The 25,328-nt window shown below is 59.5% G+C and carries 26 protein-coding genes; 15 read left to right on the top strand and 11 right to left on the bottom strand.

The genetic code is table 11. The annotated features are described in order from the left end of the window. The first annotated feature begins 81 nt into the window (after positions 1–81). On the top strand, positions 82–447 hold the full coding sequence (locus ACR0I8_RS18610; RefSeq protein ID WP_170379399.1) for a hypothetical protein: 366 nt from the start codon (positions 82–84) through the stop codon (positions 445–447). Here the strand turns inward: ACR0I8_RS18610 and sfsA are convergent. Next, positions 444–1,151: a DNA/RNA nuclease SfsA gene (gene sfsA / locus ACR0I8_RS18605; protein ID WP_170692147.1), complete on the bottom strand. Its 708-nt coding sequence runs from the start codon at positions 1,149–1,151 to the stop codon at positions 444–446. The genes ACR0I8_RS18610 and sfsA overlap by 4 nt on opposite strands. A gap of 51 nt (positions 1,152–1,202) precedes the next feature. Here sfsA and ACR0I8_RS18600 point away from each other — a divergent pair, with 51 nt between their 5' ends. From ACR0I8_RS18600 to ACR0I8_RS18585, 4 genes are read left to right on the top strand one after another with little or no spacing between them, the layout of a single operon-like run. Beyond that, a complete protein-coding gene (locus ACR0I8_RS18600) occupies positions 1,203–1,925 on the top strand; it encodes a molybdopterin-binding protein (protein ID WP_170692145.1) in 723 nt (240 codons plus the stop codon). Next, the gene (locus ACR0I8_RS18595; protein WP_170692142.1) at positions 1,922–2,632 is read left to right on the top strand and encodes a GNAT family N-acetyltransferase; all 711 of its coding nucleotides are present in this window, start codon (positions 1,922–1,924) and stop codon (positions 2,630–2,632) included. Before ACR0I8_RS18600 ends, ACR0I8_RS18595 begins: the two co-directional genes overlap by 4 nt. A 16-nt stretch (positions 2,633–2,648) precedes the next feature. Beyond that, positions 2,649–3,221 (top strand): peroxidase-related enzyme, encoded by a 573-nt coding sequence (locus ACR0I8_RS18590; RefSeq protein WP_480703496.1) that lies wholly within the window; start codon positions 2,649–2,651, stop codon positions 3,219–3,221. Further along, on the top strand, positions 3,218–4,120 hold the full coding sequence (locus tag ACR0I8_RS18585; RefSeq protein ID WP_170692140.1) for an OmpA family protein: 903 nt from the start codon (positions 3,218–3,220) through the stop codon (positions 4,118–4,120). The genes ACR0I8_RS18590 and ACR0I8_RS18585 overlap by 4 nt, the downstream gene beginning before the upstream one ends. A gap of 62 nt (positions 4,121–4,182) precedes the next feature. Here the strand turns inward: ACR0I8_RS18585 and ACR0I8_RS18580 are convergent, their stop codons facing one another. Beyond that, entirely contained in the window at positions 4,183–5,088 is a 906-nt protein-coding gene (locus ACR0I8_RS18580) for a LysR family transcriptional regulator (protein ID WP_170473069.1), read from the bottom strand. Between the two features lie 227 nt (positions 5,089–5,315). Between ACR0I8_RS18580 and ACR0I8_RS18575 the strand changes: the two genes are divergently transcribed. Together ACR0I8_RS18575 and ACR0I8_RS18570 are read left to right on the top strand one after the other, a co-directional pair. After that, positions 5,316–5,756: a DUF4399 domain-containing protein gene (locus ACR0I8_RS18575; protein ID WP_170692138.1), complete on the top strand. Its 441-nt coding sequence runs from the start codon at positions 5,316–5,318 to the stop codon at positions 5,754–5,756. 114 nt (positions 5,757–5,870) lie between these two features. Continuing rightward, positions 5,871–6,803, top strand: a complete 933-nt coding sequence (locus ACR0I8_RS18570; protein ID WP_170692135.1) for a glycosyltransferase — start codon at positions 5,871–5,873, stop codon at positions 6,801–6,803. A 12-nt stretch (positions 6,804–6,815) separates the two neighbouring features. On the opposite strand, the gene ACR0I8_RS18565 is transcribed toward ACR0I8_RS18570, so the two are convergent. Then, positions 6,816–8,843, bottom strand: a complete 2,028-nt coding sequence (locus ACR0I8_RS18565) for an NADPH-dependent 2,4-dienoyl-CoA reductase (RefSeq protein ID WP_170692132.1) — start codon at positions 8,841–8,843, stop codon at positions 6,816–6,818. A gap of 137 nt (positions 8,844–8,980) precedes the next feature. Here ACR0I8_RS18565 and ACR0I8_RS18560 point away from each other — a divergent pair, with 137 nt between their 5' ends. The 3 genes from ACR0I8_RS18560 to ACR0I8_RS18550 all read left to right on the top strand — a co-directional run bounded on the left by ACR0I8_RS18560 (position 8,981) and on the right by ACR0I8_RS18550 (position 11,742). After that, entirely contained in the window at positions 8,981–9,466 is a 486-nt protein-coding gene (locus ACR0I8_RS18560) for an RNA pyrophosphohydrolase (protein WP_170692130.1), read from the top strand. Positions 9,467–9,532: 66 nt separating this feature from the next. After that, positions 9,533–10,906: a radical SAM protein gene (locus ACR0I8_RS18555; RefSeq protein WP_170692128.1), complete on the top strand. Its 1,374-nt coding sequence runs from the start codon at positions 9,533–9,535 to the stop codon at positions 10,904–10,906. After that, positions 10,903–11,742 (top strand): DUF547 domain-containing protein, encoded by an 840-nt coding sequence (locus ACR0I8_RS18550; protein ID WP_170692126.1) that lies wholly within the window; start codon positions 10,903–10,905, stop codon positions 11,740–11,742. The genes ACR0I8_RS18555 and ACR0I8_RS18550 overlap by 4 nt, the downstream gene beginning before the upstream one ends. Before the next feature lie 173 nt (positions 11,743–11,915). On the opposite strand, the gene ACR0I8_RS18545 is transcribed toward ACR0I8_RS18550, so the two are convergent. Both ACR0I8_RS18545 and nth read right to left on the bottom strand, forming a co-directional pair. Then, complete coding sequence (locus ACR0I8_RS18545) at positions 11,916–12,905, bottom strand: adenosine kinase (RefSeq protein ID WP_170692124.1); 990 nt, start codon at positions 12,903–12,905, stop codon at positions 11,916–11,918. Next, a complete protein-coding gene (nth, locus tag ACR0I8_RS18540) occupies positions 12,902–13,546 on the bottom strand; it encodes an endonuclease III (RefSeq protein WP_170379832.1) in 645 nt (214 codons plus the stop codon). The genes ACR0I8_RS18545 and nth overlap by 4 nt, the downstream gene beginning before the upstream one ends. Positions 13,547–13,664: 118 nt before the next feature. On the opposite strand from nth, the gene ACR0I8_RS18535 reads away from it, so the two are divergent. Both ACR0I8_RS18535 and ACR0I8_RS18530 read left to right on the top strand, forming a co-directional pair. Continuing rightward, positions 13,665–14,507, top strand: coding sequence for a bifunctional helix-turn-helix domain-containing protein/methylated-DNA--[protein]-cysteine S-methyltransferase (locus ACR0I8_RS18535; protein ID WP_170379373.1), 843 nt, complete (start codon positions 13,665–13,667; stop codon positions 14,505–14,507). Between the two features lie 177 nt (positions 14,508–14,684). Beyond that, positions 14,685–15,119, top strand: a complete 435-nt coding sequence (locus ACR0I8_RS18530) for a glyoxalase superfamily protein (protein WP_170379371.1) — start codon at positions 14,685–14,687, stop codon at positions 15,117–15,119. 55 nt (positions 15,120–15,174) lie between these two features. Here the strand turns inward: ACR0I8_RS18530 and ACR0I8_RS18525 are convergent, their stop codons facing one another. Further along, the gene (locus tag ACR0I8_RS18525) at positions 15,175–16,614 is read right to left on the bottom strand and encodes an aldehyde dehydrogenase family protein (protein ID WP_170692121.1); all 1,440 of its coding nucleotides are present in this window, start codon (positions 16,612–16,614) and stop codon (positions 15,175–15,177) included. A gap of 203 nt (positions 16,615–16,817) precedes the next feature. Here ACR0I8_RS18525 and ACR0I8_RS18520 point away from each other — a divergent pair, with 203 nt between their 5' ends. Continuing rightward, positions 16,818–17,468, top strand: coding sequence for a peroxiredoxin (locus tag ACR0I8_RS18520; RefSeq protein WP_170459651.1), 651 nt, complete (start codon positions 16,818–16,820; stop codon positions 17,466–17,468). Positions 17,469–17,537: 69 nt separating this feature from the next. Here the strand turns inward: ACR0I8_RS18520 and ACR0I8_RS18515 are convergent, their stop codons facing one another. Then, positions 17,538–18,332: a glycosyltransferase family 25 protein gene (locus ACR0I8_RS18515; RefSeq protein WP_480703492.1), complete on the bottom strand. Its 795-nt coding sequence runs from the start codon at positions 18,330–18,332 to the stop codon at positions 17,538–17,540. 137 nt (positions 18,333–18,469) lie between these two features. Here ACR0I8_RS18515 and ACR0I8_RS18510 point away from each other — a divergent pair, with 137 nt between their 5' ends. Further along, complete coding sequence (locus tag ACR0I8_RS18510) at positions 18,470–19,105, top strand: DUF1326 domain-containing protein (RefSeq protein WP_170692119.1); 636 nt, start codon at positions 18,470–18,472, stop codon at positions 19,103–19,105. Positions 19,106–19,108: 3 nt separating this feature from the next. Here the strand turns inward: ACR0I8_RS18510 and ACR0I8_RS18505 are convergent, their stop codons facing one another. Both ACR0I8_RS18505 and pnp read right to left on the bottom strand, forming a co-directional pair. Beyond that, positions 19,109–19,498: a nuclear transport factor 2 family protein gene (locus ACR0I8_RS18505; RefSeq protein ID WP_170679406.1), complete on the bottom strand. Its 390-nt coding sequence runs from the start codon at positions 19,496–19,498 to the stop codon at positions 19,109–19,111. 87 nt (positions 19,499–19,585) lie between these two features. Beyond that, positions 19,586–21,733: a polyribonucleotide nucleotidyltransferase gene (pnp, locus tag ACR0I8_RS18500; RefSeq protein WP_170692116.1), complete on the bottom strand. Its 2,148-nt coding sequence runs from the start codon at positions 21,731–21,733 to the stop codon at positions 19,586–19,588. A gap of 426 nt (positions 21,734–22,159) precedes the next feature. On the opposite strand from pnp, the gene ACR0I8_RS18495 reads away from it, so the two are divergent. Continuing rightward, positions 22,160–23,761 (top strand): BCCT family transporter, encoded by a 1,602-nt coding sequence (locus ACR0I8_RS18495; RefSeq protein WP_170473108.1) that lies wholly within the window; start codon positions 22,160–22,162, stop codon positions 23,759–23,761. 106 nt (positions 23,762–23,867) lie between these two features. Here the strand turns inward: ACR0I8_RS18495 and rpsO are convergent, their stop codons facing one another. Further along, the gene (gene rpsO, locus ACR0I8_RS18490; RefSeq protein ID WP_170379357.1) at positions 23,868–24,137 is read right to left on the bottom strand and encodes a 30S ribosomal protein S15; all 270 of its coding nucleotides are present in this window, start codon (positions 24,135–24,137) and stop codon (positions 23,868–23,870) included. A 143-nt stretch (positions 24,138–24,280) separates the two neighbouring features. Next, a complete protein-coding gene (locus ACR0I8_RS18485; protein WP_170692113.1) occupies positions 24,281–25,288 on the bottom strand; it encodes a calcium-binding protein in 1,008 nt (335 codons plus the stop codon). Between the last annotated feature and the right edge of the window lie 40 nt (positions 25,289–25,328).

The following is a 25,328-nucleotide window of genomic DNA, read 5'->3' as shown; positions in this document are numbered from 1 at the left end:
TCATCCCGTCTGCGCGTGGCCATCCGCGCCGCTTTGCGCCACGGTGCCACGGAGGATGCATCAGCGGGAACAGGGGCTGAGATGGTCAGAGCGATTGCTGCTCTTCTGGTCGTTCTGACTTGCGGTTGCCGCGAAGAGGTGACGATGCTGACGCAGGATCAGCTTGCGGCGCTTTTGGTACTGGATCGCAAGATTGCACTGAACCGCGCGGGCGTCACCGGCACGGCACGCGTGAACGCCGACCAAAGCTTTGTCGTTGAGATTCCTCGGCTTGGCCGTGACACTGGCGTCTGGTGGTTCGAGGGCGACAGGATCTGCAGCCGCTGGGAGACGTTCCGCAAAGATCAGGACCTCTGCGCTGTGGTGGGGCAGGTCGCGGATGGCACATATCGCGGTTACACACCGGGGCGAGGCTCTTATCTGGGAGAGTTCACTCTCCTGCCTTAGCCGATAGCCCAGGCCTTCGCCGCATCGACCTCGATTCCCTCTGGCGACATCCGCGTCCCGTAAACCAACCGCTCAACCCCATGCGCTTGCGCCGCGTCAAAGGCCGCCGCATAGGCGGGGTCGATATCGGCCGCCAGCGCGAAGCGGTCGCAATCGGTGCGTTGCACCAGAAACAGCATGATCGCGCGGTGGCCCTGTTCGGCCATGGCGGCCAGTTCATGCAGATGTTTGGTGCCGCGAGCGGTGACGCTGTCGGGAAACTCGGCCAGACCGGGCTGGCGGGAAAGCGTGACGCTTTTGACCTCGACATAGGCATCCGGCAGGCCGGGTTGGGTCAGCAGGAAATCAATGCGGCTGTTCTCGCCGTATTTCACCTCGGCCCGGAGGGTTTCGTATGCGGCCAGTTCGGGGATCTCGCCGCCCTCTAGTGCCGCGCGCAGTGCCCGGTTCGGCACCGAAGTATCGACGCCGGTGAAATGGCCATTCTCGTGATCGACCAGCCGCCAGCCGTATTTCAGCTTTTTCTTCGGATCGTCATTGGGTTCCAACCAGATTTTCTCACCCGGTTCTGCCAGCCCCATCATCGAGCCCGGATTGGCGCAATGGGCTGCCACCTCGCGCCCATCCTCTAGCGTGCAATCGGCCAGAAAGCGTTTGTAGCGGCGGATCAGGCGGGCGGGGACAAGGGGGGTTTCAAATCTCATGCCCCACGGCCTATACCTGCCCCAACAGCCGATCAAGAGGGGGCGCGCGCCATGGCCAATCCAACCGCTGCAATGCTTGTCATCGGGGATGAGATCCTCTCGGGCCGGACGCGCGATGCGAATATGCACTACCTCGCGGGTGAACTGACCAAGCATGGCATCGACCTGAAAGAAGTGCGTATTGTCAGCGATGACGCCCCGGCGATCGAAGCGGCGGTCAAGGCGCTGTCGGGGTCCTACGACAATGTCTTCACCAGTGGTGGCATCGGGCCGACACATGACGATATCACCGCCGATTGCATCGCCCGTGCTTTTGACACCCCGATTGACGTGCGCGACGATGCGCGGGCGCTGTTGCAGGCGCATTACGACAAGTCGGGGCTGGAGTTGAACGAGGCCCGCCTGCGTATGGCCCGCATTCCTGATGGGGCCGCGCTGATCGACAATCCGGTCTCAACCGCGCCCGGATTTACCATCGAAAACGTGCATGTGATGGCCGGGGTGCCCTCGGTCTTTCAAGCCATGGTTGCCAGTGTTTTGCCGGGCCTGACGGGCGGTAGCCCGCTGTTGTCTCAGACATTGCGGGTGGATCGGGGCGAAGGCGACATTGCTGCCACGTTGTCTGCACTGGCTGAGGCGTTCTCGGACCTGTCCATCGGCTGCTATCCGTTTCAGATCAACGGGGTCTTCGGAGCCAACGTGGTGGTCCGGGGCACCGAGGGTGCGCGCATCGACGCGGCCATGACCCAATTGGCAAAAGAGCTCGAGTTGTGAGCATCAACTGGCCCGACATCGTTGACGGAACATGGCCCGCTGCGCGCTATGAGGCCCTTGGCCCCTTCCGCCTGCGCGAAGGGCAGGGGGGTGGTTCGCGCGTGTCTGCCGCCAATGCGCTGGGTGACGCGACCGAGGCCGATATTCTCGCGGCCGAGGTTGCCATGCGGGTCATGGGCCAGAAACGCATCTTTTGTCTGTGGCCCGATGACCACAAGCTCGACGCTCAACTGGATGCACGTGACTATGAAGTTCTGGACCCGGTCAACATCTACGCCTGCCCGCCGGAACAGCTGACCGATCAGCCTCTGCCCCGCGTGACCGCGTTCGGCATCTGGCCACCGCTTGCAGTCATGGAGGAGATCTGGGCCAAGGGCGGTATCGGCCCTGAACGTCTGGCCGTGATGGCGCGTGCTGCGACCCCCAAGACCGCGTTCCTGTTACGGCATTCTGATCGCCCCGCGGGAACTGTGTTCATGGCCATGCAAGGCGATGTGGCCATGGTACATGCGCTTGAGATCCTGCCAGATCACCGCCGTCAGGGCCTAGGTCAATGGGCCATGCGGGCAGCAGCCTTCTGGGCGCGGGACAACGGGGCGAAAACGCTCAGCGTGATCTGCACAAAGGCTAATGCTGGGGCGAATGGCCTCTACCGTGCGCTCGGGATGGAGATTGTCGGGGAATACCATTATCGTCAACGTGTCTAAGGAGTTAAGAAAGCCCGTGACCCAGACTGATCTGCCCACCGCGCTGAACCTGCCCATGGCCGACCCTTTGCCGCCTGAGACGCAGAAATACTTTGATGTCTGCCTCGAAAAGCTGGGCATGGTGCCGAATGTGCTGAAAGCCTACGCGTTCGATACTGACAAGCTGAACGCCTTCACGGCTATGTATAACGACCTGATGCTGGCAGATAGCGGACTGTCCAAGCTCGAACGTGAGATGATCGCGGTGGTCGTGTCCTCGATCAACAAGTGCTTCTACTGCCTTGTTGCTCATGGTGCAGCAGTGCGGCAGATGTCCGGTGATCCGCAACTGGGCGAGATGCTGGTGATGAACTACCGCACCGCCCCTTTGGATGCGCGCCAGCGTGCGATGTTGGATTTCGCGGCCAAGATGACCACCGCAAGCGCCGCGATTGAAGAGGCTGACCGCCAGCACTTGCGCGATCAGGGCTTCAGTGACCGGGATATCTGGGACATCGCCAACGTCACAGGGTTCTTCAACATGTCCAACCGGGTGGCCAGTGCCACGGCGATGGCGCCCAACCCCGAATATCACGCGCAAGCCCGATGATCCGACGCCTCGCCTTTGCCTTTTGTCTGATGGCCGGGCCGGGTCTGGCGCAAGATCTGACCCTGCCCGCCAGCGCCCGTCAGATCAGCGAGAGGACCTCGCCGCTGGACAGCTATGAGCTGCCCACAGGGCCCGTTGCGGATGGCATAGTCCCGTCCCGCACCGTCGAGGGGCGGGTCGAGCGGCTGACATGGCGCTTGCAGGCGGGCTCTAGCACGACGCTGCAATTGCTGGCTCCGCTGCGGGATCAGCTCGTGGCGCAGGGCTTTGATATCCTGTTTGAATGTGAGGCTCGGACCTGCGGCGGGTTCGATTTCCGCTTCGGAACCGAAGTGGTTCCAACACCGGATATGTATGTCGCCATTCGCGACTATCGTTTTCTGTCTGCCACCAAGGGCGACGAGGCGCTCAGCCTGCTGGTCAGCCGTAACCCGCCGGATGGCTATGTGCAACTGATCCGCGTTGCACCCGTTGATGCTCCGGCTCCAACGCCTGTGGTCGTTGAGCAATCCGCCAGCGGAACGGAGGGCCTTTTGGCCGCATTGCAGCAGTCGGGCCATGTGATTCTCGACGATTTACATTTCCGCACCGGCGAGGTGGCGCTGGGCGACGGCCCGTTCGCCTCCTTGTCGTTGCTCGCGCAGTTCCTGGCCGACAACCCGTCGACTCGGTTGGCGTTGGTCGGGCATACTGATGATACCGGCACGTTGCAGGCCAATACAAAGGTCAGCACCGAACGGGCGCAGGCCGTGCGCGCCCGTTTGATCGACACGCATGACGTTGCAGCGGACCGGATCGAAGCACAGGGCGTGGGATATCTTGCGCCGCTGACCTCGAACGCGACGCCGGAAGGGCGCGACCTGAATCGCAGGGTTGAGGCTGTCTTGCTGGTCAACTGACGCGTCTTCAAAAAAAAGACCCGCACGCAGAACGCACGGGCCGATCCAGTTCACCGGGAGAATTACCAGTCCATCGCGCCTTTTTCGGAATACGCATCAACGAGGAAGTCTATGAAGGCCCGTACCTTGGGCTGAGTGAAGCGGCCTGGAGGATAGACCGCGTAGATGCCTTGCACCTCATCCGGCAGGGATGGCATTGCATCCACAACCTCACCGGATTTCAGCGCATCAGCGTAAAGATAGCTGGGCAGATAGGCGATCCCGAGGCCCGAGACCGCCGCGTTTAACAGCGATTGGCCATCATTCACGCTGAGCCAACCGGCCGTGCGCACCTGACGTTTCTCGCCCGACGGGGCAGTTAGGCGCCAGACATTGCCCGAGGATTGGCTGGAATAGTGCAGCAGCTTGTGTTCGTTCAGATCGTCGATCTTCTGCGGACGTCCGTATTTCTCGATATAGCTGGGGGCCGCGACCATGCGTTTGACGGTCTCGGTCAGCTTTCGGGCGCGCAAAGTGCTGTCTTCCAGCTCTCCGATGCGAACGGCGACGTCAAAGCCTTCGGAAATCAGTTCCACGTAGCGGTTATTGAGCACCATGTTCACGGTAATGTCGGGATAGGTGGCCAGAAAATCCGACAGCACAGGCGACAGGTGATTGACCCCGAAATCCGTCGCCACGCTGATCCGCAGCAGGCCAGAAGGGGCCGATTGCATCGCGGTGACCAGCGAATCCGCCTCACCCGCGTCGTTCAACACCCGGCGGGCGCGGTCGTAATAGGCCAACCCAATCTCGGTCGGAGAAACGCGGCGTGTGGTCCGGTTGAGCAGTCGTGCCCCCAGCCGCGACTCCAGGCTGGACACGTGCTTAGAAACGGCTGATTTGGAGATACCCATCTTCTTGGCCGCATCGGTGAAGCCACCTTGGTCCACCACATTGGCAAAGGCTTCCATTTCCGTCAGTCGATCCATTCTCGTTCCCCAGGTCTTGCTACTTGCAACGACTTTGCCCCTCAATCTGGGCGGAATCGGGGCGGACATGGGATAATATCAGGGTTTTGAATCGGATCGTTTGCGTATCAGAAACGTGGAAACAGTTGTTTCCCGCGATGGTGATCGCCCTGCAAACGGGCGTTTTCTGAAAAATACTCAAGATGTGCTAGATCTAGAATGGCATTTTTGTGACGAGGGAGGAGATCATGAAAGCCATCTTCACTGCCATTTTAGTTGCTCTGTTTGCCACAGCTGTCGGTGCGCAGGAACAAACGCCATCCGCGCCGGGTGCGCAGGTCTATTTCGCGAACCTTGCGGATGGCGACAAGGTGCAATCGCCGGTCACGGTGGTCTTTGGCCTCAGCGGCATGGGTGTCGCACCCGCAGGGACCGAAGCGGACAATACCGGCCACCACCACCTGCTGATCAACCGCCCACCACTGGGTCAAGGCGAAGACGGCGCGGATGAGTTGCTTTACGGTTTGCCCGCAGACGACAACCATATGCATTTCGGCGGTGGCCAGACCGAGGTCACTCTGGATCTGCCCGCAGGTCAGCACTCGCTACAACTGGTTCTGGGCGATGCTGGACACGTGCCGCACAACCCGCCCATTTTATCCGAAGTGATTACGATTTCGGTCGAATAAGGGGGCGCCGGGTAACGCCGCAAACCAGGAGTTTTGAGGGCCGCTAAGGGTTTGAAGTGCCTGCTCTTCGCTGCTATTCCTTCTCATCACATTGACGTGATCGAGGGGGGCGCGATGCAGGTGGTCTATGGCGTGAACAGGTCTTTTCTGTTCCCCGCTCTGCTTTCCGCATATTCCGCTGTCAAAAACGCCAGCAAGCCTTTGGATGTGACAATCTTCGGGCAAGATTTCACAGACGAAGACATTGCGATTGTTGAGCAGGTCAATCAATCCCTCACGGGAGGGACGATTTCTTACCGGAAATTCGATCTGGAAAATCTGCCAGGCTTTTCTGAGTACAAATCGAAGTTCCCTGCGATCACGATGCTGCCTTTGTTTCTGCCCCAGCTTTGCGAAAAGCGCTGCGTTTTTGTGGATGCGGACACTCTGGTTGTTTCGGATGTTTGGGAATTGCTGGACATGGACCTTGAAGGCCAACCCTTTGCTGCTTGTGTGGATATGGGGTTGGTGACGCTTGGCGGAGGGGATTTCCTGCGCCCTTCCCTGCAGCAGATTTTCAGACCGGGACGCGAGCATAAAAAGTCGCTCAGTCGTGTGAGCAAGAGCATTCGGCTGGGGTTCATACCTGGCGAAGGGTATTTCAATGCCGGCATCATGGTCATGGATTGTTCAGCCATTCACGGTGATCGCGAATTGCGCGAGATCAGCGATTTCGAGAAGCTGGTTCCGCACATTCCCTACTTGCCCGAGCAGGACAGAATGAACCAATTGTTTCACGGTCGCTGGTTTCGCTTGCCTATTCAGTGGAACACGCGCCCTCAGATCTGGTTTGACGCGCACAGTCCGAAATACCGCAAAATGTCCAAGACGTTCCGCCAGCATCTGAGTGATGCAAACAGAACTCCAAAAATCTGGCACTATGTCGGTGGCAAAAAACCTTGGCGCGCGACGCGAATGGCGCGCCTGCTGTTCCATCGCGCCTACCGTGACTACGAAACCTACATGGCCCGATTCGAGAAAGAGACAGGCCTGACTTATACCATGTAGACCTCAGCGCCCCTACATTGCGGCGGCCAGACGGGTGCCCTGATTGATCGCCCGTTTCGCATCCAATTCCGCCGCAACATCTGCGCCACCGATCACATGCGGCGTGATCCCGCGTTCGATCAGGGCGTCCGCAAGGCTGCGCTCGGACAGTTGACCGGAACACAGAACGATGGTGTCCGCAGCAATCACCGTCGGGTCGGCGCGCTCTTCACCAAAGCTGATATGCAGGCCGTCATCGTCGATATGCTCGTAATTCACGCCGCCCACGAAGTTGACGTTTTTCATCTTGAGTGTCGCGCGGTGAATCCAGCCGGTGGTCTTGCCCAAGCCTTTGCCATGCGCCTGTTTCTTGCGTTGCAACAGAGTCACCTGACGCGCCGGGGCTGCAGGCTGAGGGCCTTCCGGTGCCAGACCCGAGCGGTGCTGTTCCGGGTCGGTAACGCCCCATTCCTTCATCCAGGCTGGCAGGTCGGTGGTGATGCTGTGACCGTCCTCCAGCAGGAACTCGGATACGTCAAAGCCGATACCGCCAGCGCCGATCACGGCGACGGATTTGCCGACCTCTGCTTTCTCGCGCAGCACGTCGATATAGCTGATGACGTTGTCACGGTCCTGACCGGGGATTTCCGGATCACGCGGGATAACGCCGGTGGCAATGACGACTTCGTCAAAGCCGGTCAGGTCGTCGGCGCTTACCTCGCGGTTCAGTTCCACCTTCACGCCCAGATCGTCCATCATGGTGCGGTACCAACCGACCAGCCCCCAAAACTCCTCTTTCCCCGGCACCTGTTTCGCCATGTTCAACTGTCCGCCGATCTCCGAGGCGCGGTCGAACAGCGTGACGTCATGGCCGCGCTGGGCGGCGGTCATAGCGGTAGACAGGCCGGCCGGGCCAGCGCCCACAATGGCAACGGTCTTGCGCGTCTCGGCCTTGCCAATGACCAGTTCGGTCTCATGACAGGCACGTGGGTTGACCAGGCAAGAGGTCAGTTTGCCGCCGAACGTGTGGTCCAGGCAGGCCTGGTTACAGGCGATACACGGCGCGATCTGCGCGGACTGACCCGCAATCGCCTTGTTGACGAAATCCGCGTCCGCCAGCATCGGACGCGCCAGCGAGACCATGTCGGCACAGCCGGTCGACAGAACCTCTTCTGCGACCTCGGGCGTGTTGATCCGGTTCGACGTGATCACCGGGATACCAACCTTGCCCATCAGCTTTTTGGTCACCCAGGCAAAGGCCGCACGCGGTACGCTGGTGGCGATGGTGGGAATCCGCGCCTCGTGCCAGCCGATGCCGGTGTTGATGATCGTGGCACCGGCTTGTTCGATCCGCTGTGCAAGTTCGACCACCTCTTCATGGGTCGAGCCATTCGGGACCAGATCGATCATCGACAGGCGGTAGATGATGATGAAATCCGTGCCCACAGCCTCACGCGTGCGCCGCACAACTTCGATCGGCAGGCGCATCCGGTTTTCATAGGAGCCGCCCCAGCGATCCTCACGTTTATTGGTGTGGGTCACGAGGAATTGGTTCAGGAAATACCCCTCAGAGCCCATGATTTCGACCCCGTCATAGCCCGCCTTCTGGGCAAGAACAGCCGCGTTCACGATGTCGCTGATCTGCTTCTCGATCCCGTCTTCGTCCAGCTCACTGGGCGGGAACGGAGAAATCGGGGATTTCACAGGGCTGGGCGCCACGCATTTGGGACCATAGGCATAACGTCCGGCGTGCAGAATCTGCATCGCGATCTTGCCGCCCGCCTCATGCACGCGGTCAGTCACGACCGAGTGGTTCGCCACGTCCTTGTCGGTGGTCATCATCGCCGCGCCCGGCAGGACAGACCCTTCGAGGTTCGGGCCGATCCCGCCCGTCACCATCAGCGCCACGCCCCCGCGGGCACGATCCGCATAGAACTCGGCCACGCGGTTCCAGTCGCCGGTCTCTTCCAACCCGGTATGCATCGAGCCCATCAGCACGCGGTTCTTCAACGTGGTAAAGCCCAGGTCCAGCGGGGCCAGCATGTTTGGGTACGCAGTCATGGCGAACTCTCCCTTACGAAGTTGAGGAATAGATTGACGTTCGCGTAAACATTGTCACGCGAAACCTAACGTCATCCCCTTTGCGCGCGTCGTGAGGCTTGATAGAGAGATGGCGAACCATGTCCAAGAGGCCTCGCATGACCCAGGAAGAGATCGCCAAACTGCCCTATCGACCCTGTGTGGGGCTGATGCTGATGAATGCCGAGGGCAAGATTTTCGTGGGGCAGCGCAATGACCGCCACAAGGACGCGTGGCAGATGCCTCAGGGCGGGGTGGACAAGGGCGAAGACCCCCAAGATGCGGCGCTGCGCGAACTATGGGAAGAAACCGGCGTGACTGCTGATCTGGTCGAGGTCGTGGCCGAGACTGACGGCTGGTTGCCCTATGATCTGCCCCACGACATCGTCCCAAAAATCTGGAAAGGCCGTTATCGCGGGCAAGAGCAGAAATGGTTTCTGCTGCGCTTCAACGGCCATGACGACCAGATCAATATTGCAACGGATCATCCCGAATTCACCAGCTGGAAATGGCAGGCCCCGGATCAACTGGTCGAAGAAATCGTGCCGTTCAAGCGCGCGGTCTACGAGCAGGTGATTGCGGGTTTTGCGGATCATCTGAGCTGATCACCAGCCTGCACGTTGCCGTGAGGGGGCGTGGTTCGGGTCAAGGCGTGCCTCTAGCTTGTGGGCATGAAAGACACCCTGCCAGACCCCATCACAATCAAACCCGCCGGACGGCGATTTCAGGGCTTGGACCGGCGCGCGCCTCTGCGTGAGGGATTACGCGGTTGCGGAGAGTTCGGTCCCTCTCAGACGGCAGGGCGGTTCTACCCGATGGCCTGTGTCGCGCTTGAGGTGACGCAGCGCTGCAATCTGGACTGCACGCTCTGCTACCTCTCGGACCGGGCCGAGATGACCTATGATCCTCCGCTTTCGGTCCTGTTTGCGCGGATTGCCACGATCCGCAGCCACTATGGCCGGGGTATTTCCGTTCAATTGACCGGCGGCGACCCGACCCTGCGTAAGGTTGACGATCTTGAGGCGCTCTGCCGCGAGATCAGGCGGCTGGGCATGCGCTCCTGCCTGATGACCAACGGTATCCGCGCCAGCCGGGCGATGCTGACGCGATTGGCGGCAGCGGGGCTGGATGACGTGGCCTTTCACGTGGACATGACGCAAGAGCGCAAAGGGTTCGCCTCCGAGGTGGAGCTCAACCGCGTGCGCAAAACCTATATCGACCGGGCGCGTGGTTTGGGGCTGCGTATCCTCTTCAACACGACCGTTTTTGGCGGCAACTTTGCTGAAATCCCTTCTTTGGCCCGGTTTCTGCGGGATCAACCCGAGGTCGGTTTTGTCTCGTTCCAGATGCAAGCGGATACCGGGCGCGGTGTGTTGCGGGCGCGACCCGATGCAATCACGCAAGACAGCGTCATCCGCGCGGTCGAGCAAGGCTATGGCACGTCTTTGCATTTCGACTCGGCGGCCGTCGGGCATTCCAGTTGCAACCGGTATGGCAGCGTTGTTTCTGCGGGGGGCAAGGCCGTGTCGTTGCTGTCGAACCAGCGCTTGGTTCAGCGGGTGATAGCGGCGCTGGAAAATGTGGATACCGGACAGGACGCTCATATCCGCATCCGCCCCAGCGTGGGACGCCTGATCCGCCGCCATCCACTGCTAGCCCTTTGGGCGCTTGGCCATCTGGTGGGCTGCCTTCTGCGGCTGGGGTCGGGGGTGCTGCGCGGCCCGGTACGGCGGCAGGCCGTGTTCATCCACAATTTCATGGCTGCGGATGCGTTAGAGGAAGACCGCTGCGCCTCTTGCGTGTTCATGGTTGCGACAGCCAATGGGCCGCTCTCCATGTGCGTCCACAACGCACAGCGCGATCAGCATCTGGCCGCGCCGGATCGGGTGGACCGTCCGATGGGCACCTATTGGTGGAACTCGGCGACGCGCGGCCTGTCAACTCGTCCGGACTTGCCGGCGTTGAAAGATCCCGAGGCGGCTCCGCTGAAACGCCTCAAAGGGCAGTTGCGCGCTGCTCGTCAAAGCCGAAAGGACGCTTCATGAGACAGGTTCTGATCCTGATGCTGCTGCCGCTTCTGGCCGCCTGCGCCAGCGTCGAGAGGCTGGCCTTGCCTGCCGCGACGCCGTTGCCCGACACGGCCCTGACCCGCGCCGCGCCCCCTCCGGGTGAGAAGGTAGATCATGGCGATTGGACCCGCTTTCTGACCCGCTACGTGGCCCCCGGTGCGCGCGGCGTGAACCGGGTGGCTTATGGACAGGTGAGCGCGGCAGACAACGCGGTGTTGGATGCCTATCTGACCGAGTTGCAGGCCGTGGATCCGGCCAATCTGACCCGTGATCAGCAGCTGGCCTATTGGATCAACCTCTATAACGCGCTGACGGTGGATGTGGTGCTCGAGGCCTATCCGGTCGCCTCGATCCGGGACATCAAGGATGGGCTGTTGTCGATCGGCCCGTGGGGTCGCCCCTTGGCCGTGGTGTCGGGTCAGAGCCTGACCCTCAACGACATCGAACACCGCATCATCCGACCGACTTTCAATGAGCCGCGCATTCACTACGCGCTGAATTGTGCCGCGGTCGGGTGCCCGAACCTGATGGCCCGCGCCTGGGAGGCCACGACGCTGGAACGCGATCTCGCCGCAGCCGAGCGCGCCTATGTCAACGATCCGCGCGGAGTGCAGTTCGATGATCAGGGGCGTCTGATCGTGTCGAAAATCTACATCTGGTTCCGCGAGGATTTCGGGCCGAATGAACAGGCTGTGATCGCCTATCTTGAAACAGCAGCTGACCCGGAGTTGCAACAGCGCCTCAAACAGGCGCGACGGGTGAATGCCTATGAGTATGATTGGGCGTTGAACGATGCAGGGGTCGGTTTCTAACGGCGCGGAGCAAAGGCCGTAGGCCGCCGCGCCAGCGCCGACCCCCCCTCGGGGCGGCGCTTTTGCAGCGTTGGGTGTTTACCGAACCTATCAGTATCTGGTTGCCATAAAGCTCTTTACATCCGAGGCCGGGTGCGCCTTCCCGCGGGTCGGCGCTGTCTCGGCTCAGCGCTTTACAGCAGGCCTTCTTCCCGCAGCAATTCTTGCAAGTTGGCTTCGGGGCGCGGACCGATATGGCTGATCACTTCGCGCGCGCAGACGTTGCCGATCCTGGCGCAGGTCTCATAGTCGCGGCCGGTGGCCATGCCGAACAGGAACCCGGCGGCGAACTGATCGCCTGCGCCGGTCGCATCCACGGGCACTACTTTTTCGACGGCAACATCGTGACGGGTATCGCCGTTCAGAACCGTCACGCCGTCGCCCGAACGGGTGCAGACGACCAGAGGGCAGATTGCGGCGGTTTTGGCCAGTGCGTCCTCAAGATCATCGGTTTCGAACAGCGATTTGATCTCAGCCTCATTGCCGATCAAGAAGTCCAGTTCGTTCTCGATCAGCAGCAGGAAATCGACCCGGTGACGCTCCACGCAGAAAGGATCGGAAATGGCGATACCGGCCTTGCCGCCGCCTCTGTGACAGGCACGCGCGGCCTCAAGAAACGCAGCTTTGCCCTTTTCCTTGTCGAACAAATACCCCTCGAGGAACATGATCTGGCTGTTTCCGGCAACCTCGTCCGAGACATCCTGAGACGATAGTTCCGAGGAAATCCCCAGATATGTATTCATCGACCGCTCGCCATCGGGCGAGACAAAGATCATCGAGCGTGAGGTCGGCAGCTCGCCGCCCGGCACAGGTGGGTTCACGAAATCCACGCCGTCTTCGTTCATCGCATCGGCGTAGAAGCGACCCAGCGCGTCGTCATGTACACGGCCAATAAAGGCAGCATCCAGACCCAGCGCACCCGCGCCCGCAATGGTGTTTGCGACCGAGCCGCCCGGTGTCTGCACCCGACCCTCCATCGAGGCATAGAGCACTTCGCCGCGCTCTTGCTCGATCAGTTGCATGATGCCTTTTTCAATGCCCATCAGTTCCAGGAAACTGTCATCGGCTTGGGAAATGACATCCACAACGGCATTTCCGATGCCGGTCAGTTGGTAGGTTTTCATAGGGTCTTGTCCTCGAATTGACAGAGATCACGGATGATGCAGGTCGGGCATTGCGGCTTGCGCGCTTTGCAGTGATAGCGCCCGTGCAGGATCAGCCAGTGATGTGCATGGAGTTGAAAGTCGGCTGGAATATTGTCCTCGATGGCGCGTTCGACGGCATCTACGTCCTTGCCGGGGCAGATACCAGTGCGGTTGCCGACACGGAAGATATGCGTGTCTACCGCTTGCGCCGGTTGCCGCCACCACATGTTCAGAACCACATTGGCCGTCTTACGACCCACACCGGGCAGAGATTGCAGCGCCGCGCGGGAATTGGGAACCTCGCCATCGTAGTCCTCGACCAGAATACGGCTGAGCTTGATGACGTTCTTCGCCTTCTGGCGGAACAGTCCGATGGTTTTGATATGCTCGATCAGGCCCTCTTCGCCCAGATCCAGCATCTTTTGCGGGGTGTCCGCGATCTTGAACAGCGCGCGCGTGGCTTTGTTGACGCCCGCATCGGTTGCCTGCGCTGAAAGCGCCACGGCGACGACCAGAGTGTAGACGTTCACATGCTCCAGCTCGCCCTTGGGTTCCGGGTCGGCCTCTTGAAAGCGCGTAAAGATCTCGCGGATCGTGTGGTAATCGAGTTGCTTTGCCATCCGAGCCTTAATGCCGCCCAAGGGCCAATGACACAAGCCCAAAGCCAATGCGCAAGTTCCGGGTCGCGGGGGCGTGACCTGCGCGTTATGGTTCAGATCAACAGATGAGGTGAAAGCCATGAACGTCCAGACCCCCGAAAGCGGATACCACTACAACGTCATGCGCCGCGCGATCGAGCTGATTGATCAGGGCGGCGAAACCCTCAGCCTTGAAGAGCTGGCTGGTCAGATGGGCATGAGCCCCGCCCATTTCCAGCGCCTGTTCTCGCGCTGGACTGGGGTATCGCCGAAGCGCTACCAGCAATACCTGACGCTGGGCCATGCCAAGGCGCTGCTGCGGGAACGATTCACCACGTTGGAGACTGCCCATAATGTCGGCCTGTCCGGCAGTGGCCGGCTGCATGATTTGTTCCTGAAATGGGAATCCATGAGCCCCGGTGAATACGCCCGAAAAGGCGCGGGGCTGGCGGTCTACTGGGGGTGGTTCGATTGTCCCTTTGGACCAGCCTTGGTCATGGGGACTGACAAGGGCATTTGCGGAATTGCCTTCGGTGCCGAAACCGGCGAGGCCGCCGCGATGAAGGATATGACCGCGCGTTGGCCCAAGGCCAATTTCGTCGAGGATACCGAAAAGCTGCGTCCTTGGGTCGAGGCCTCCTTTGGCGCGGACCGGTCCGAGACACCACTGCATCTGATCGGCTCGCCCCTGCAGATCAAGGTTTGGGAGGCGCTGATGCACATCCCCTCGGGTCAGGTCACAACCTATTCAGAGATCGCGCAGCGGGTGGGGTCGCCTCAGGCGGTGCGCGCGGTGGGGACAGCGGTTGGGCGCAATCCGGTTAGCTGGCTGATCCCCTGTCACCGGGCCTTGCGCAAGTCGGGCGGTCTGGGCGGATACCATTGGGGTCTGCCGGTGAAGCGCGCGATGCTGGCCTATGAGGCCGCGCAAGCGGATGCCTGATTGACTCTGCAACCAACTAGTGCAAAAGGACGCGCAAGGTTTGGGTCCCCTGCCGTTCGCGGGCTTTGGCTTTGGTGAAACCCTGAATATGAACATCTGTTGCCACTTTAACGGCGCGAGGATGGCAATGCGAACCCCGTCCTGATTTCGCGCCCGTTTAAGGAAACGAGGCACATGATGACGATACAAAAGACGATCCCACCTGTGGACGAGTTGAAAGCGCAGGCCAAGCGCTTGCGTGAAGATTTACGCGCCAGAGAGATGACCCTGTCACATAGCGACGCGTTGGAGATGCTGGCCCATCAATATGGCGTTCGGGATTGGAATACACTGCACGCCAAAGCTGAAAACCGCATGCACTTGCGTGTCGGAGATCGGGTTGAAGGGCGATATCTGGGGCAGCCGTTCTCAGCCGAAATACGCGGCATGACCCTGTTGGGTGACGGATCCAACCGCAGGGTTACCCTGCATTTTGAAACGCCAGTTGATGTGGTGCAGTTCGAGAGCTTTTCCTCGTACCGCCAACGTGTAACCGGGGTGATCGGTTGGGATGGACGCTCAGCGCAAAAGACATCGGACGGGCAACCCCAGCTGGTTGTGCGTCCAGCCTAAAAAAGGGTGAGGCTCTGCCCTAGCCTCACCAATCTTTCTGGATCAGGCCATATGGCTATTCTGCGGCCCAGCCGCCGACGGCTTTGATCTCAAGGAAGTCTTCCAGACCGAATACGCCGCCCTCGCGACCATTGCCGGACTGCTTCATGCCGCCGAACGGAGAACCCGCGCTGCGCGACTGACCGTTCATCTCAACCATCCCGGACCGCAATACCCGCGCCATACGGTTGGCGCGCGCGCCGTCCTGTGTCTGGACATAGTTGGTCAGGCCATAGGGCGTGTCATTGGCGATCTCGACGGCTTCTTCTTCGGTGTCGAAGGGGATTATGGTCAGGACCGGGCCAAAGATCTCTTGCCGCGCAATGGTCATCTGGTTATTGGCATCGGCAAACACCGTGGGGCGCACATAGTAGCCCTTGTTCAGCCCCTCGGGCCGCCCGGTGCCACCTGCGACCAGCCGCGCGCCTTCATCGATACCAACTTGGATCAGGTCCTGAATCCTGGTCCACTGAAGCTCATTCACAACGGGCCCGATATGGCGGCCTTCCTCCGTGGCCGGGCCGACCGTGACAGCGTTGGCCACTTCGGCTGCGGTCTCCACCGCCTTGTCATAAATCGGGCGCTGCACCAGCATCCGGCTGGGGGCGTTACAGCTTTGGCCGGTGTTGTTCATCATGTGCAGCACACCGCGTTTCACGGCTTTCTCATCCGCATCCTCAAAGATCACGTTGGCGCCTTTGCCGCCCAGTTCCAGATGCACCTTCTTCAGCGTATCTGCAGCGCTTTTCGAAATCGCAGTGCCCGCGCGGGTCGAGCCGGTGAAGCTGATCATGTCCAAATCCGGATGCGCAGAGAGTTGCGAACCGACACCCACGCCATCACCGTTCACCAGGTTGAATACTCCGGGTGGGAAACCAGCCTCGTCCATCAGTTCGGCAAAGATCATCGCATTCAGCGGGCTCTGCTCGGACGGTTTCAGAACCATGGTACAACCCGCGATGGCCGCCGCGCCGACTTTGAGGGTGATCTGGTTCATCGGCCAGTTCCACGGCGTGATCAGACCGGCTACCCCCACGGCCTCATAGATGATGCGATCATTGGGGGCGTGATCGCCCAAGGGACGCTCGAATTCAAACGCCTTGGCGGCGCGGATGAAGTTCTTCAGGTGATAGATCCCGGCACCGGATTGAGCCGTGCGCGACATGTCGATCGGCGCGCCCATCTCAAGCGACATGGCCTGCGCTAGGTCCTCGGACCGGGTCATGTAGAGGTCGGCCAGCTTTTCAACCATGGCGATACGCTCTTGGACCGGCGTGGCCATCCAGCCGGGCAAAGCCGCCTTGGCCGCGGCAACAGCAGCGTCAGTGTCGGCATGCGCGCCGAGGGAGATCACCGCGCAGGGTTCCTCGGTCGAGGGGTTGATAACCTCGAAATCATTCGTCTGAGACGGGGCAACCCATTGACCGTTAATGTAGAAATCGCGTTTTTCGATCATGGCGTATCCTCCGGGCCGTGATGTCAAAGACTGGTTTTGTCGCGCAGTCTGTCATTCGCTCTGAGGCGCGGCAAGGGGGTAATTTGATCAAATTTGTTTGGCGATGCCTCGGAAAAAGACTTTTGCGGAAGGTTTAACTCTGGCGCAAAGTGGTTAGGTTCACAGCATTCGACTCGGTCAGTAGCCAAAGAAGGAGTTGCACCATGGGTTTGCGTATCAACGACACGGTCCCGAATTTCACCGCAGAGACGGATCAGGGCACCATTCAGTTTCACGATTGGATTGGTGACAGCTGGGCGATCCTGTTCTCGCATCCCAAGGACTTCACCCCGGTCTGCACCACTGAGTTTTCGGCTGTTGCTCAGCTGAACGACGAATGGGCGGCGCGCAATACCAAGGTGATCGGTGTTTCGGTCGACGGGGTCGAGGACCACAAGAAGTGGAAGAAAGACATCGAAGCCTATGGTAAGGCAAACCCCGGTTTCCCGATCATTGCAGATGACGGGCTGGCGGTGTCCAAGGCCTTTGACATGCTGCCCGCCGAGGCCTACCTGCCCGACGGCCGCACCCCTGCGGATAGCGCCACCGTGCGTTCGGTGTTCATTATCGGACCCGACAAGCAGTTGAAGCTGTCGATGACCTATCCGATGACCGTGGGCCGGAACTTTGCCGAGATACTGCGGGCTCTGGACGGATTGCAGATGTCGTCGAAGGGTGTTGCGACTCCCGCCAACTGGGTACCGGGTGAGGATGTGATCATCCCGCCGACCGTTTCGAACGAAGATGCCAAGGCGAAGTTTGGTGAGTTCGAGACGATCTTCCCTTATCTGCGGAAGACCAAGGCTCCGTCCTGATTTAGGCCGGGTCAGGGGGGCTGTCTGCCCCCCATCGCGCCTGAGGAGCAATTCCCCCCGAGGATATTTTCAGCCAGATGAAGCAGGCGGGCGCTGCGGGTGCAGGTGAAGCTGTGCCCGGTAAGCGGCGCGTTTGACTTCGCGGGTCAATTTGTCTGAGAAGGGTGGTTTCGTCTGGATGGTCGAGCCGCCGATATCGCGGGCTACTTCGCGGTTGCCGCTGCCCAGAAGGGCATGGATTGGCTGACCGGTGATCCAGTGCATTTGCAGGAATGTATCCACGGGGCGATCGATTTGATCGGTCGCTTTCAGGAGCCGTTTGGCGGCATTGCGGCCGACCATCTGGCAGACGCATTGCAGGCCGATCACTTTGGGTAGGATCAGGCTCAGGCCGTTCTCTTCTGCCAATGTTTGGGTCGCGACTTCGCGTTGTTTGACGGGGATGCGGATATAGTGATCCGGGGTGGCGATGGCGTGCAGCAGTTTGATGGCTTGGGCCATTTTGTCAGGAGCGACGCGCAGGTCATCCTCGGTGATGATGGCCAGGTCGATCTCTTCATCCACCAGTTTCTGCCAGAGACGTCGGTGGCTTTGGAATACGCCGATTTCTGCCGGGCGCAGGTCGAACGGGTAGTGCGGTTTGTGCAAAATACCGGGATGCAGGCGCACATCTGCGATCTGGTCCGGGTCGCGCCCATTGGTCGCCTCGAACAGTTCGGCATTCGGCAGGTCCTTGCACAGCTGGTCTGCGTTGGCGCGGCGAGCCGTGCTGGAAGACATATGGATGACAAAGGATCGCATGATGCGTGAATAGAACACGGGCGCGTGAGGGGGAAGAGCAACGCGAGAGAAATGGGCGTTCATTTTCTGCAAGCCGAACCAGTGCGAGCGGTGTCGGCGACCGGTTCTTGAAAGGGCAGAAATATGCTAGGGTGCGATAGGCAGACGAACCAGGCATCCGCACCATCGGGCGATCACACTGTGAAATACAGGAGAAGACGATGGCTTTTACAGATTGGTATGTTGAAGGTGATGCTTTTGGGAACTGTAATTGCGGTTACGCGTGCCCTTGCCAGTTCGAGGAAGTTCCAACACAGGGCAATTGCCGTGGGTTCGAAGTGCTTGAAGTCTCGAAAGGCCATTTTGGAGATACCGACTTAGCGGGTGCCAAGGCTGCATTGATCTATGCCTGGCCGGGTCCGATCTTTGAGGGCGGAGGCGAAATGCAGGTGATCATCGATCCAAGCGCCTCAGATGCTCAGAGGGCCGCACTAGAAAAGGTCTTTCACGGGGAAGAGACCGAAGAGATGGCGACCCATTGGTTCGTCTTCCGCGCGATGTGCAATACCGTGCATGAGACTCTGTTTCTGCCGATAGATTTCGAGATGGATATGGAGGAGCGTGCGGCCAAGGTGTCTATCGGTGATGTGCTGAATTCGACTGGCCGTCCTATTGAAGCGCCGCATGGTGGTGGCCCACATCGCGTGCGGATCGACATTCCCGGCGGGATTGAATTCACTTTAGCCGAGATCGGCAGTGCCTCGACCAAGGCCGACGCGGCGATCAAGCTGGACCTGAACGACAGTTACGGGCAGTGGCATCTTATGAAGCACGGGCCGTCGGGGGTGGCGCACTAAGGATCAGGCTTCTCCAAAATCCACAAGAACCGGTGCGGTGTCGTAGATGATCCGCACCGATTGGAATCGGGTTTGATCCTCGGTCAGTTCAAACAGGTCTACGCATTCAATCGTTTCAGGGTGCCCGTTTCGGATGGTGCGGGTGTAGTTGAAATGAACCGCCATCTGCGGCGCACCGGATGTATCGGCAAAGGTGTTCTTGTGAAGGGTGGACCGGTCGCTCGTGATGTTCATAACGTTGGTATAGAAGTCACGCGCCGGTTGCTTGCCCGATATCGGAGAGGTTGCCGTCGCGTCCTCGGCAAACAGGTTTAGCATCGCGGTTAGGTCACCGCTTTCGATGGCTTGTAGGTACAGCCGCGCCAGTTCATCCATCTGCTCCTTGTTAGACATCGCCAACCCTCCTGCTGGGCGGCACTGTACCACAAAAAAGGCCCCGGTGGTTTCACCGGGGCCTTCATCATTTGAAAGTAGAACAGATTACTCTGCGTCTTCTTTCTTTTCTTTCTTCTCGGGAACGATCTCTTCGCCGGTTTCCTGATCGACGACTTTCATCGACAAGCGGACTTTGCCGCGATCGTCAAAGCCCAGCAGCTTGACCTTAACTTCCTGACCTTCTTTCAGGACATCCGACGGATGGTTCAGGCGGCGGTTTTCGATCTGGGACACGTGGACCAGGCCATCGCGCTTGCCAAAGAAGTTCACGAAGGCACCGAAGTCGACGATCTTGACCACTTTACCGGTGTAGATCTGACCTTCTTCCGGCTCGGCCACGATCGAATAGATCATGTCATAGGCCTTCTGGATCGATTCACCATCCGGCGAGGCGATCTTGATGACGCCGTCGTCGTTGATGTCGACCTTGGCACCCGAAACCTCAACGATTTCGCGGATGACCTTACCGCCCGAGCCGATCACTTCGCGGATCTTGTCGGTTGGGATGTTCATGGTCTCGATGCGCGGAGCGTGGACCGAGAATTCGTTGGTCTCGGACAGGGCTTTGCCCATCTCGCCCAGAATGTGCATCCGGCCTTCTTTGGCCTGCGCCAGAGCGGTTTCCATGATCTGCGGTGTGATGCCCGCGACCTTGATGTCCATCTGCAGTGAGGTGATGCCGTTTTCGGTACCTGCCACTTTGAAGTCCATGTCGCCCAGGTGATCTTCGTCACCCAGGATGTCGGTCAGAACAGCATATTCGCCGTCATCTTCCAGGATCAGACCCATGGCCACACCGGCAACCGGTGCTTTCAGCGGAACACCCGCGTCCATCATCGACAGCGAACCGCCGCAGACGGAAGCCATCGAGGACGAGCCGTTGGATTCGGTGATCTCCGACACCACGCGAACGGTGTAGGGGAAGTCGGTCGGCGCAGGCAGAACCGCCTGAAGCGCGCGCCATGCCAGCTTGCCGTGACCGATCTCACGACGACCGGGCGAACCAACGCGGCCTACTTCACCCACCGAATAGGGAGGGAAGTTGTAGTGCAGCAGGAAGTTCGATTTGAAGTTGCCGTGCAGTGCGTCGATGAACTGCTCATCGTCGCCGGTGCCCAGCGTGGTCACGGCCAGCGCCTGCGTTTCACCACGGGTGAACAGGGCGGAACCGTGTGTACGCGGCAGCAGCGAGGTTTCGGCTTCGATGGCACGAACATCGGTGGTCGAACGACCGTCGATGCGCTTGCCGCCTTTGACGACGTCACCGCGCAGGATGCCAGCTTCCAGCTTTTTCATTGCCGAGCCGAGGTTCGCGTCTTCCAGCTGTTCCTCGGTCAGCGCTTCTTTGATCGCTTCGCGGGCCGCGGCAACAGCGGCAGTGCGCTCTTGCTTGTCGGTGATCGCGAATGCGGCGCGCATCTGCTCTTCACCGGCTGCGGAAACAGCGGCGTAGAGGTCCGAGTAATCGGGGGCTGCGAATTCAAACGGCTCTTTTGCGGTTTCTTCGGCCAGATCAATGATCAGGTCCAGAACCGGCTGGATTTGCTCGTGCGCGAAGTTCACGGCACCCAGCATTTCAGCCTCGGACAGTTCGTAGGCTTCCGATTCCACCATCATCACGGCGTTTTTAGTACCGGCAACAACCAGGTCCAGACGCTGTTCGGGGTTCAGGCGCAGGTCCTGCATGTCGTCCACGGTCGGGTTCAGGACGTATTCACCATCCACGAAACCAACACGGGCACCGGCGATCGGGCCCATGAACGGCGCGCCGGAAATGGTCAGAGCAGCCGACGCCGCGATCATTGCAACGATGTCGGGGTCGTTGACCAGATCATGGCTCAGCACGGTGCACATCACCAGAACTTCGTTTTTGAAGCCATCAACGAACAGCGGGCGGATCGGACGGTCGATCAGACGCGCGGTCAGCGTCTCTTTCTCGGTCGGGCGCGCCTCGCGCTTGAAGAAGCCACCCGGAACTTTGCCGGCGGCATAGTATTTCTCTTGATAGTGGACCGTCAGCGGGAAAAAATCCTGACCGGGCTTTTGGCTCTTGGCAAAGGTCACGTTGGCCATGACGCTGGTTTCGCCCAGCGTAGCGATCACGGTGCCGTCCGCCTGACGGGCAACCTTGCCGGTTTCCAGTGTAAGCGTCTCTTCGCCCCACTGCATAGATTTCTTAGTTACATCAAACATATGCGTATCCTAGAACGGAGCACTCCCGCCCCTGCGGGTCTCCGGTTTGCATGGCGGCCCCATTGCCGCCGACCCCACTTTATCTTCCATTCGAGTGCCGGGGTCAGGGCACAACGTCTCAGATACCCGCGCGCATACATGAGAATGCTTTGAAAGGAAAGGGGAACCGCTGCGATTGGCAGAAACGTGCAGACTGGTATTTGAGCACCCTCCGCAGCACCATTTTTGAGGCTGTGAGACGTCAGTTCCCAAGGGGCGTAAGATTCAAAAAAATGAATGAGTTTTGAAAAAACTGTATGCAGTGTAGACTGTTAACACTGAACCCACGGTCGAAGAGACGGGAATACGCCAAGGGGGTAACATACTCATAACCGTCAGCCGGCCGACTACCTTGGCGTTTGCAGCTTGCGAGCAAAGGGGCAAAGTATGGCTCAAACCAAGAAAATGCTGGATCCGGATCCGCGGATCTACGATTTCGAAACCGAGTATGAACTAGGTCAGGACAATGTCCGGCCATTCGGTTTGGATATCCACAACCCGGTCTTCCTGATCTCGAGTATTTTGATCTTTGCGTTCGTTTTGATCGCATTGGCCAACCAAGAGGCTGCTGCCGCCTTTTTTGGCTGGCTCAGACCATGGCTCACCAGCACTTTTGACTGGTTCCTGGTCCTGTCAGTGAACGCCATCACCCTGTTCTGTCTGGTTCTGATCGTTCTGCCTGTCGGCAAAGTCAGGATCGGCGGTAAGGACGCCAAGCCTGACTATTCCTATGCCGGATGGATCGCGATGATGTTCGCCGCCGGTATTGGTATCGGTCTGCTGTTTTTCGGCGTCATGGAACCGGTTTACTACAACTTTGCCGAAGGTGGGAACGCCCGGCCCCTGGGTATCGACATCGCAGTGCCCGGCAATGAGTATATTGGTATCGTTGGCACGATCCACCATTGGGGTCTTGAAGGCTGGGCGGTATATGCCGCCGTTGGTCTGAGCCTTGCGATCTTTGCCTACAACCTTGACCTGCCTCTGACTTTGCGCTCGGCCTTCTATCCGCTTCTGGGTGAGCGTGTGTGGGGCTGGTGGGGTCACCTGATCGACACGCTGGCGGTGTTTGCCACGCTGTTCGGTCTTACCACCTCTCTGGGTCTTGGGGCGCAGCAAGTTGCTGCTGGGTTGAACGAGGTCTTTGGCATCGAGCCTAGCCCAACCGTCACCGTCCTGCTGATCATCGGCATCACGCTGATCGCGCTGGGCTCAGTCTTGCTGGGTATGGATGCGGGAGTGAAACGGTTGAGTGAGATCAACATGATCATGGCTGTTGGTCTGTTCCTTTTCGTCATCATTGTCACCGGTGTGGGTACAGCTATTTCGCGGTATTTCAACGTTATGGTGGATTACGTGACCCATCTGCCGGCACTCTCCAATCCGTTCGGGCGAGAAGACACCAGTTACTTCCACGGCTGGACAACTTTCTACTGGGCCTGGTGGATCGCGTGGTCGCCCTTTGTGGGCATGTTCATCGCCCGCATTTCCAAGGGTCGCACGGTGCGTGAGTTCATCCTCTGTGCGCTACTGGCCCCCACGGCAGTCTGCGCCCTGTGGATGTCGACCTTCGGCGGCGCGGCGATCGACATGCTGAACGCAGGCGGAGCCGAAGGCGTGCGCGCCACCGTGATTGACAGCTATGCCCCCGAGGGCGCCCTGTTCGGCTTCCTTAAGGAACTGCCGCTCTATGGCATCATCGCGCCGATCGCCCTGATATTGATCGTCGTGTTCTTTGTGACCTCGTCGGATTCAGGCTCGTTGGTGATTGATACGATTACCGCCGGAGGCAAGATGGATGCACCGGTGATCCAACGGGTGTTCTGGTGCACGCTTGAGGGTTTGGTCGCGATCGCTTTGCTCTTGGGCGGCGGTCTTGCGGCTCTACAAGGCGCAGCGGTGTCAACGGGCATCCCGTTCACATTGGTGGTTCTGATGATGTGCTACTGCCTGTGGCTGGCGCTTAAATCGGAAAAAGCCAAGATGTAGCCAAGTATCAGACATGCAGGGCTTTCCAGCCTTAGCTACATGGCAATGCCAAAAAAACGCCCGCTGTTTCGGCGGGCGTTTGATATCAGTTTGATCAGTTCTGATCTTAGCGGCGGATGCCCAGCTTTTTGATCAGGTCCTGATAGCGTGCTTCTTCCTTACCCTTCAGGTAGTCCAGCAGCTTACGGCGCTGGGCGACCATTTTCAGCAGACCGCGACGACCGTGGTTGTCTTTCTTGTGGGTCTTGAAGTGCTCGGTCAGGGTGGTGATGCGCGAGGTCAGGATGGCAACCTGGACTTCAGGCGAACCGGTGTCGCCCTCTTTGGTGCCGAATTCTTTCATGACGCGTGCTTTTTCAGCGGCAGTAATCGACATCGGGGTCTCCTTCAAAGGTTAGAGTTAATGGCGCAGGCCGGGATGTCGTCCAGCACAGGCCCATGGAGAAAACCGCACTGATTCCGATGCGGATGGGCGCGTATAGGCGCTTTTGGCGCGAATGGCAAAGGGATTCTGACGGCTCAGCCAGCGGGTAGGTATTCCGCCAACTCGGCCTCGGTCAGTAACTGGATATCGTCCACCGTCAACCCGTCGGCCCCGAACAGATGCGCGACCTCGTGGCCGTTGAGGCTGACGCGGGTCAGGTTCTCATTCTCGGGGTCCTGTTCGATTTCGATCTCGGGTGGGTCCTGATCTTCCCAGGTGATCAGCAGGCGGTCCTCACCGGGTTGAAAGCCCATCACGGTGACTTCGGATTTCTCCGTGTCGGCGATGATTTCATCCGCGCCTGCGCCTCCGGTCGCGACATCGCCGTCTTTGGCCAGGATCGTGTCTTCTCCCGCGCCGCCGTTCAGATAATCCGTCTCGCCCTTATCCTCATCACCCAGCAACAGGTCGTCGCCATCGCCGCCGAAGAGTGTATCCTCGCCCGCGCCGCCGGTCAGTGTGTCATCACCATAGCCGCCATGCAGGGCATCATTGCCTTCTCCGCCGTTCAGATCATCGTCACCCTGACCGCCATACAGCGCGTCGTTGCCTTCTCCACCCTGCAAATGGTCCTCGCCGAAATGACCATATAGCCTGTCATCGCCCTCGTCCCCGAACAGGGTGTCATCGTCTGCCTCGCCACGCAGTAGGTCATCGCCTTGACCGCCGTACAGTGTGTCCTCACCTTCGGCTCCGTGCATCACGTCGTCGCCATCGCCACCCATGATGTGGTCATCACCGCCATAGCCGTTGATCTGGTCCGTGCCGTCCTGCCCGGCTATGACATCGGCGTTGTCGCTTCCGGCGATCACCAGATCGCCTTCGTGTTCCGAGATCACCGTGCCGCCGGTGGTCGTGTCGTCATCACCCTGCGGAGGCTCGACGCTTTCGCCTACGTCAAGGAACTCACCTTCGCTGATTTCGGTCTGGCTTTCGTCCTCCGCGCCCTCGTCCTGCTCATCTTCTGCTTCGATGAACGCATCCCCAATGGCGTATGCCGCGCCGCCGACGGCGGCCAATCCGATCAACCCGGCCAGAAACATATCGAACCCTCCGAAAGAAATGAGACGCCTTGGCAGTACT

This window comes from Ruegeria sp. BG9 (assembly GCF_056538305.1).
This window is presented reverse-complemented; position numbering and strand designations above follow the sequence as displayed.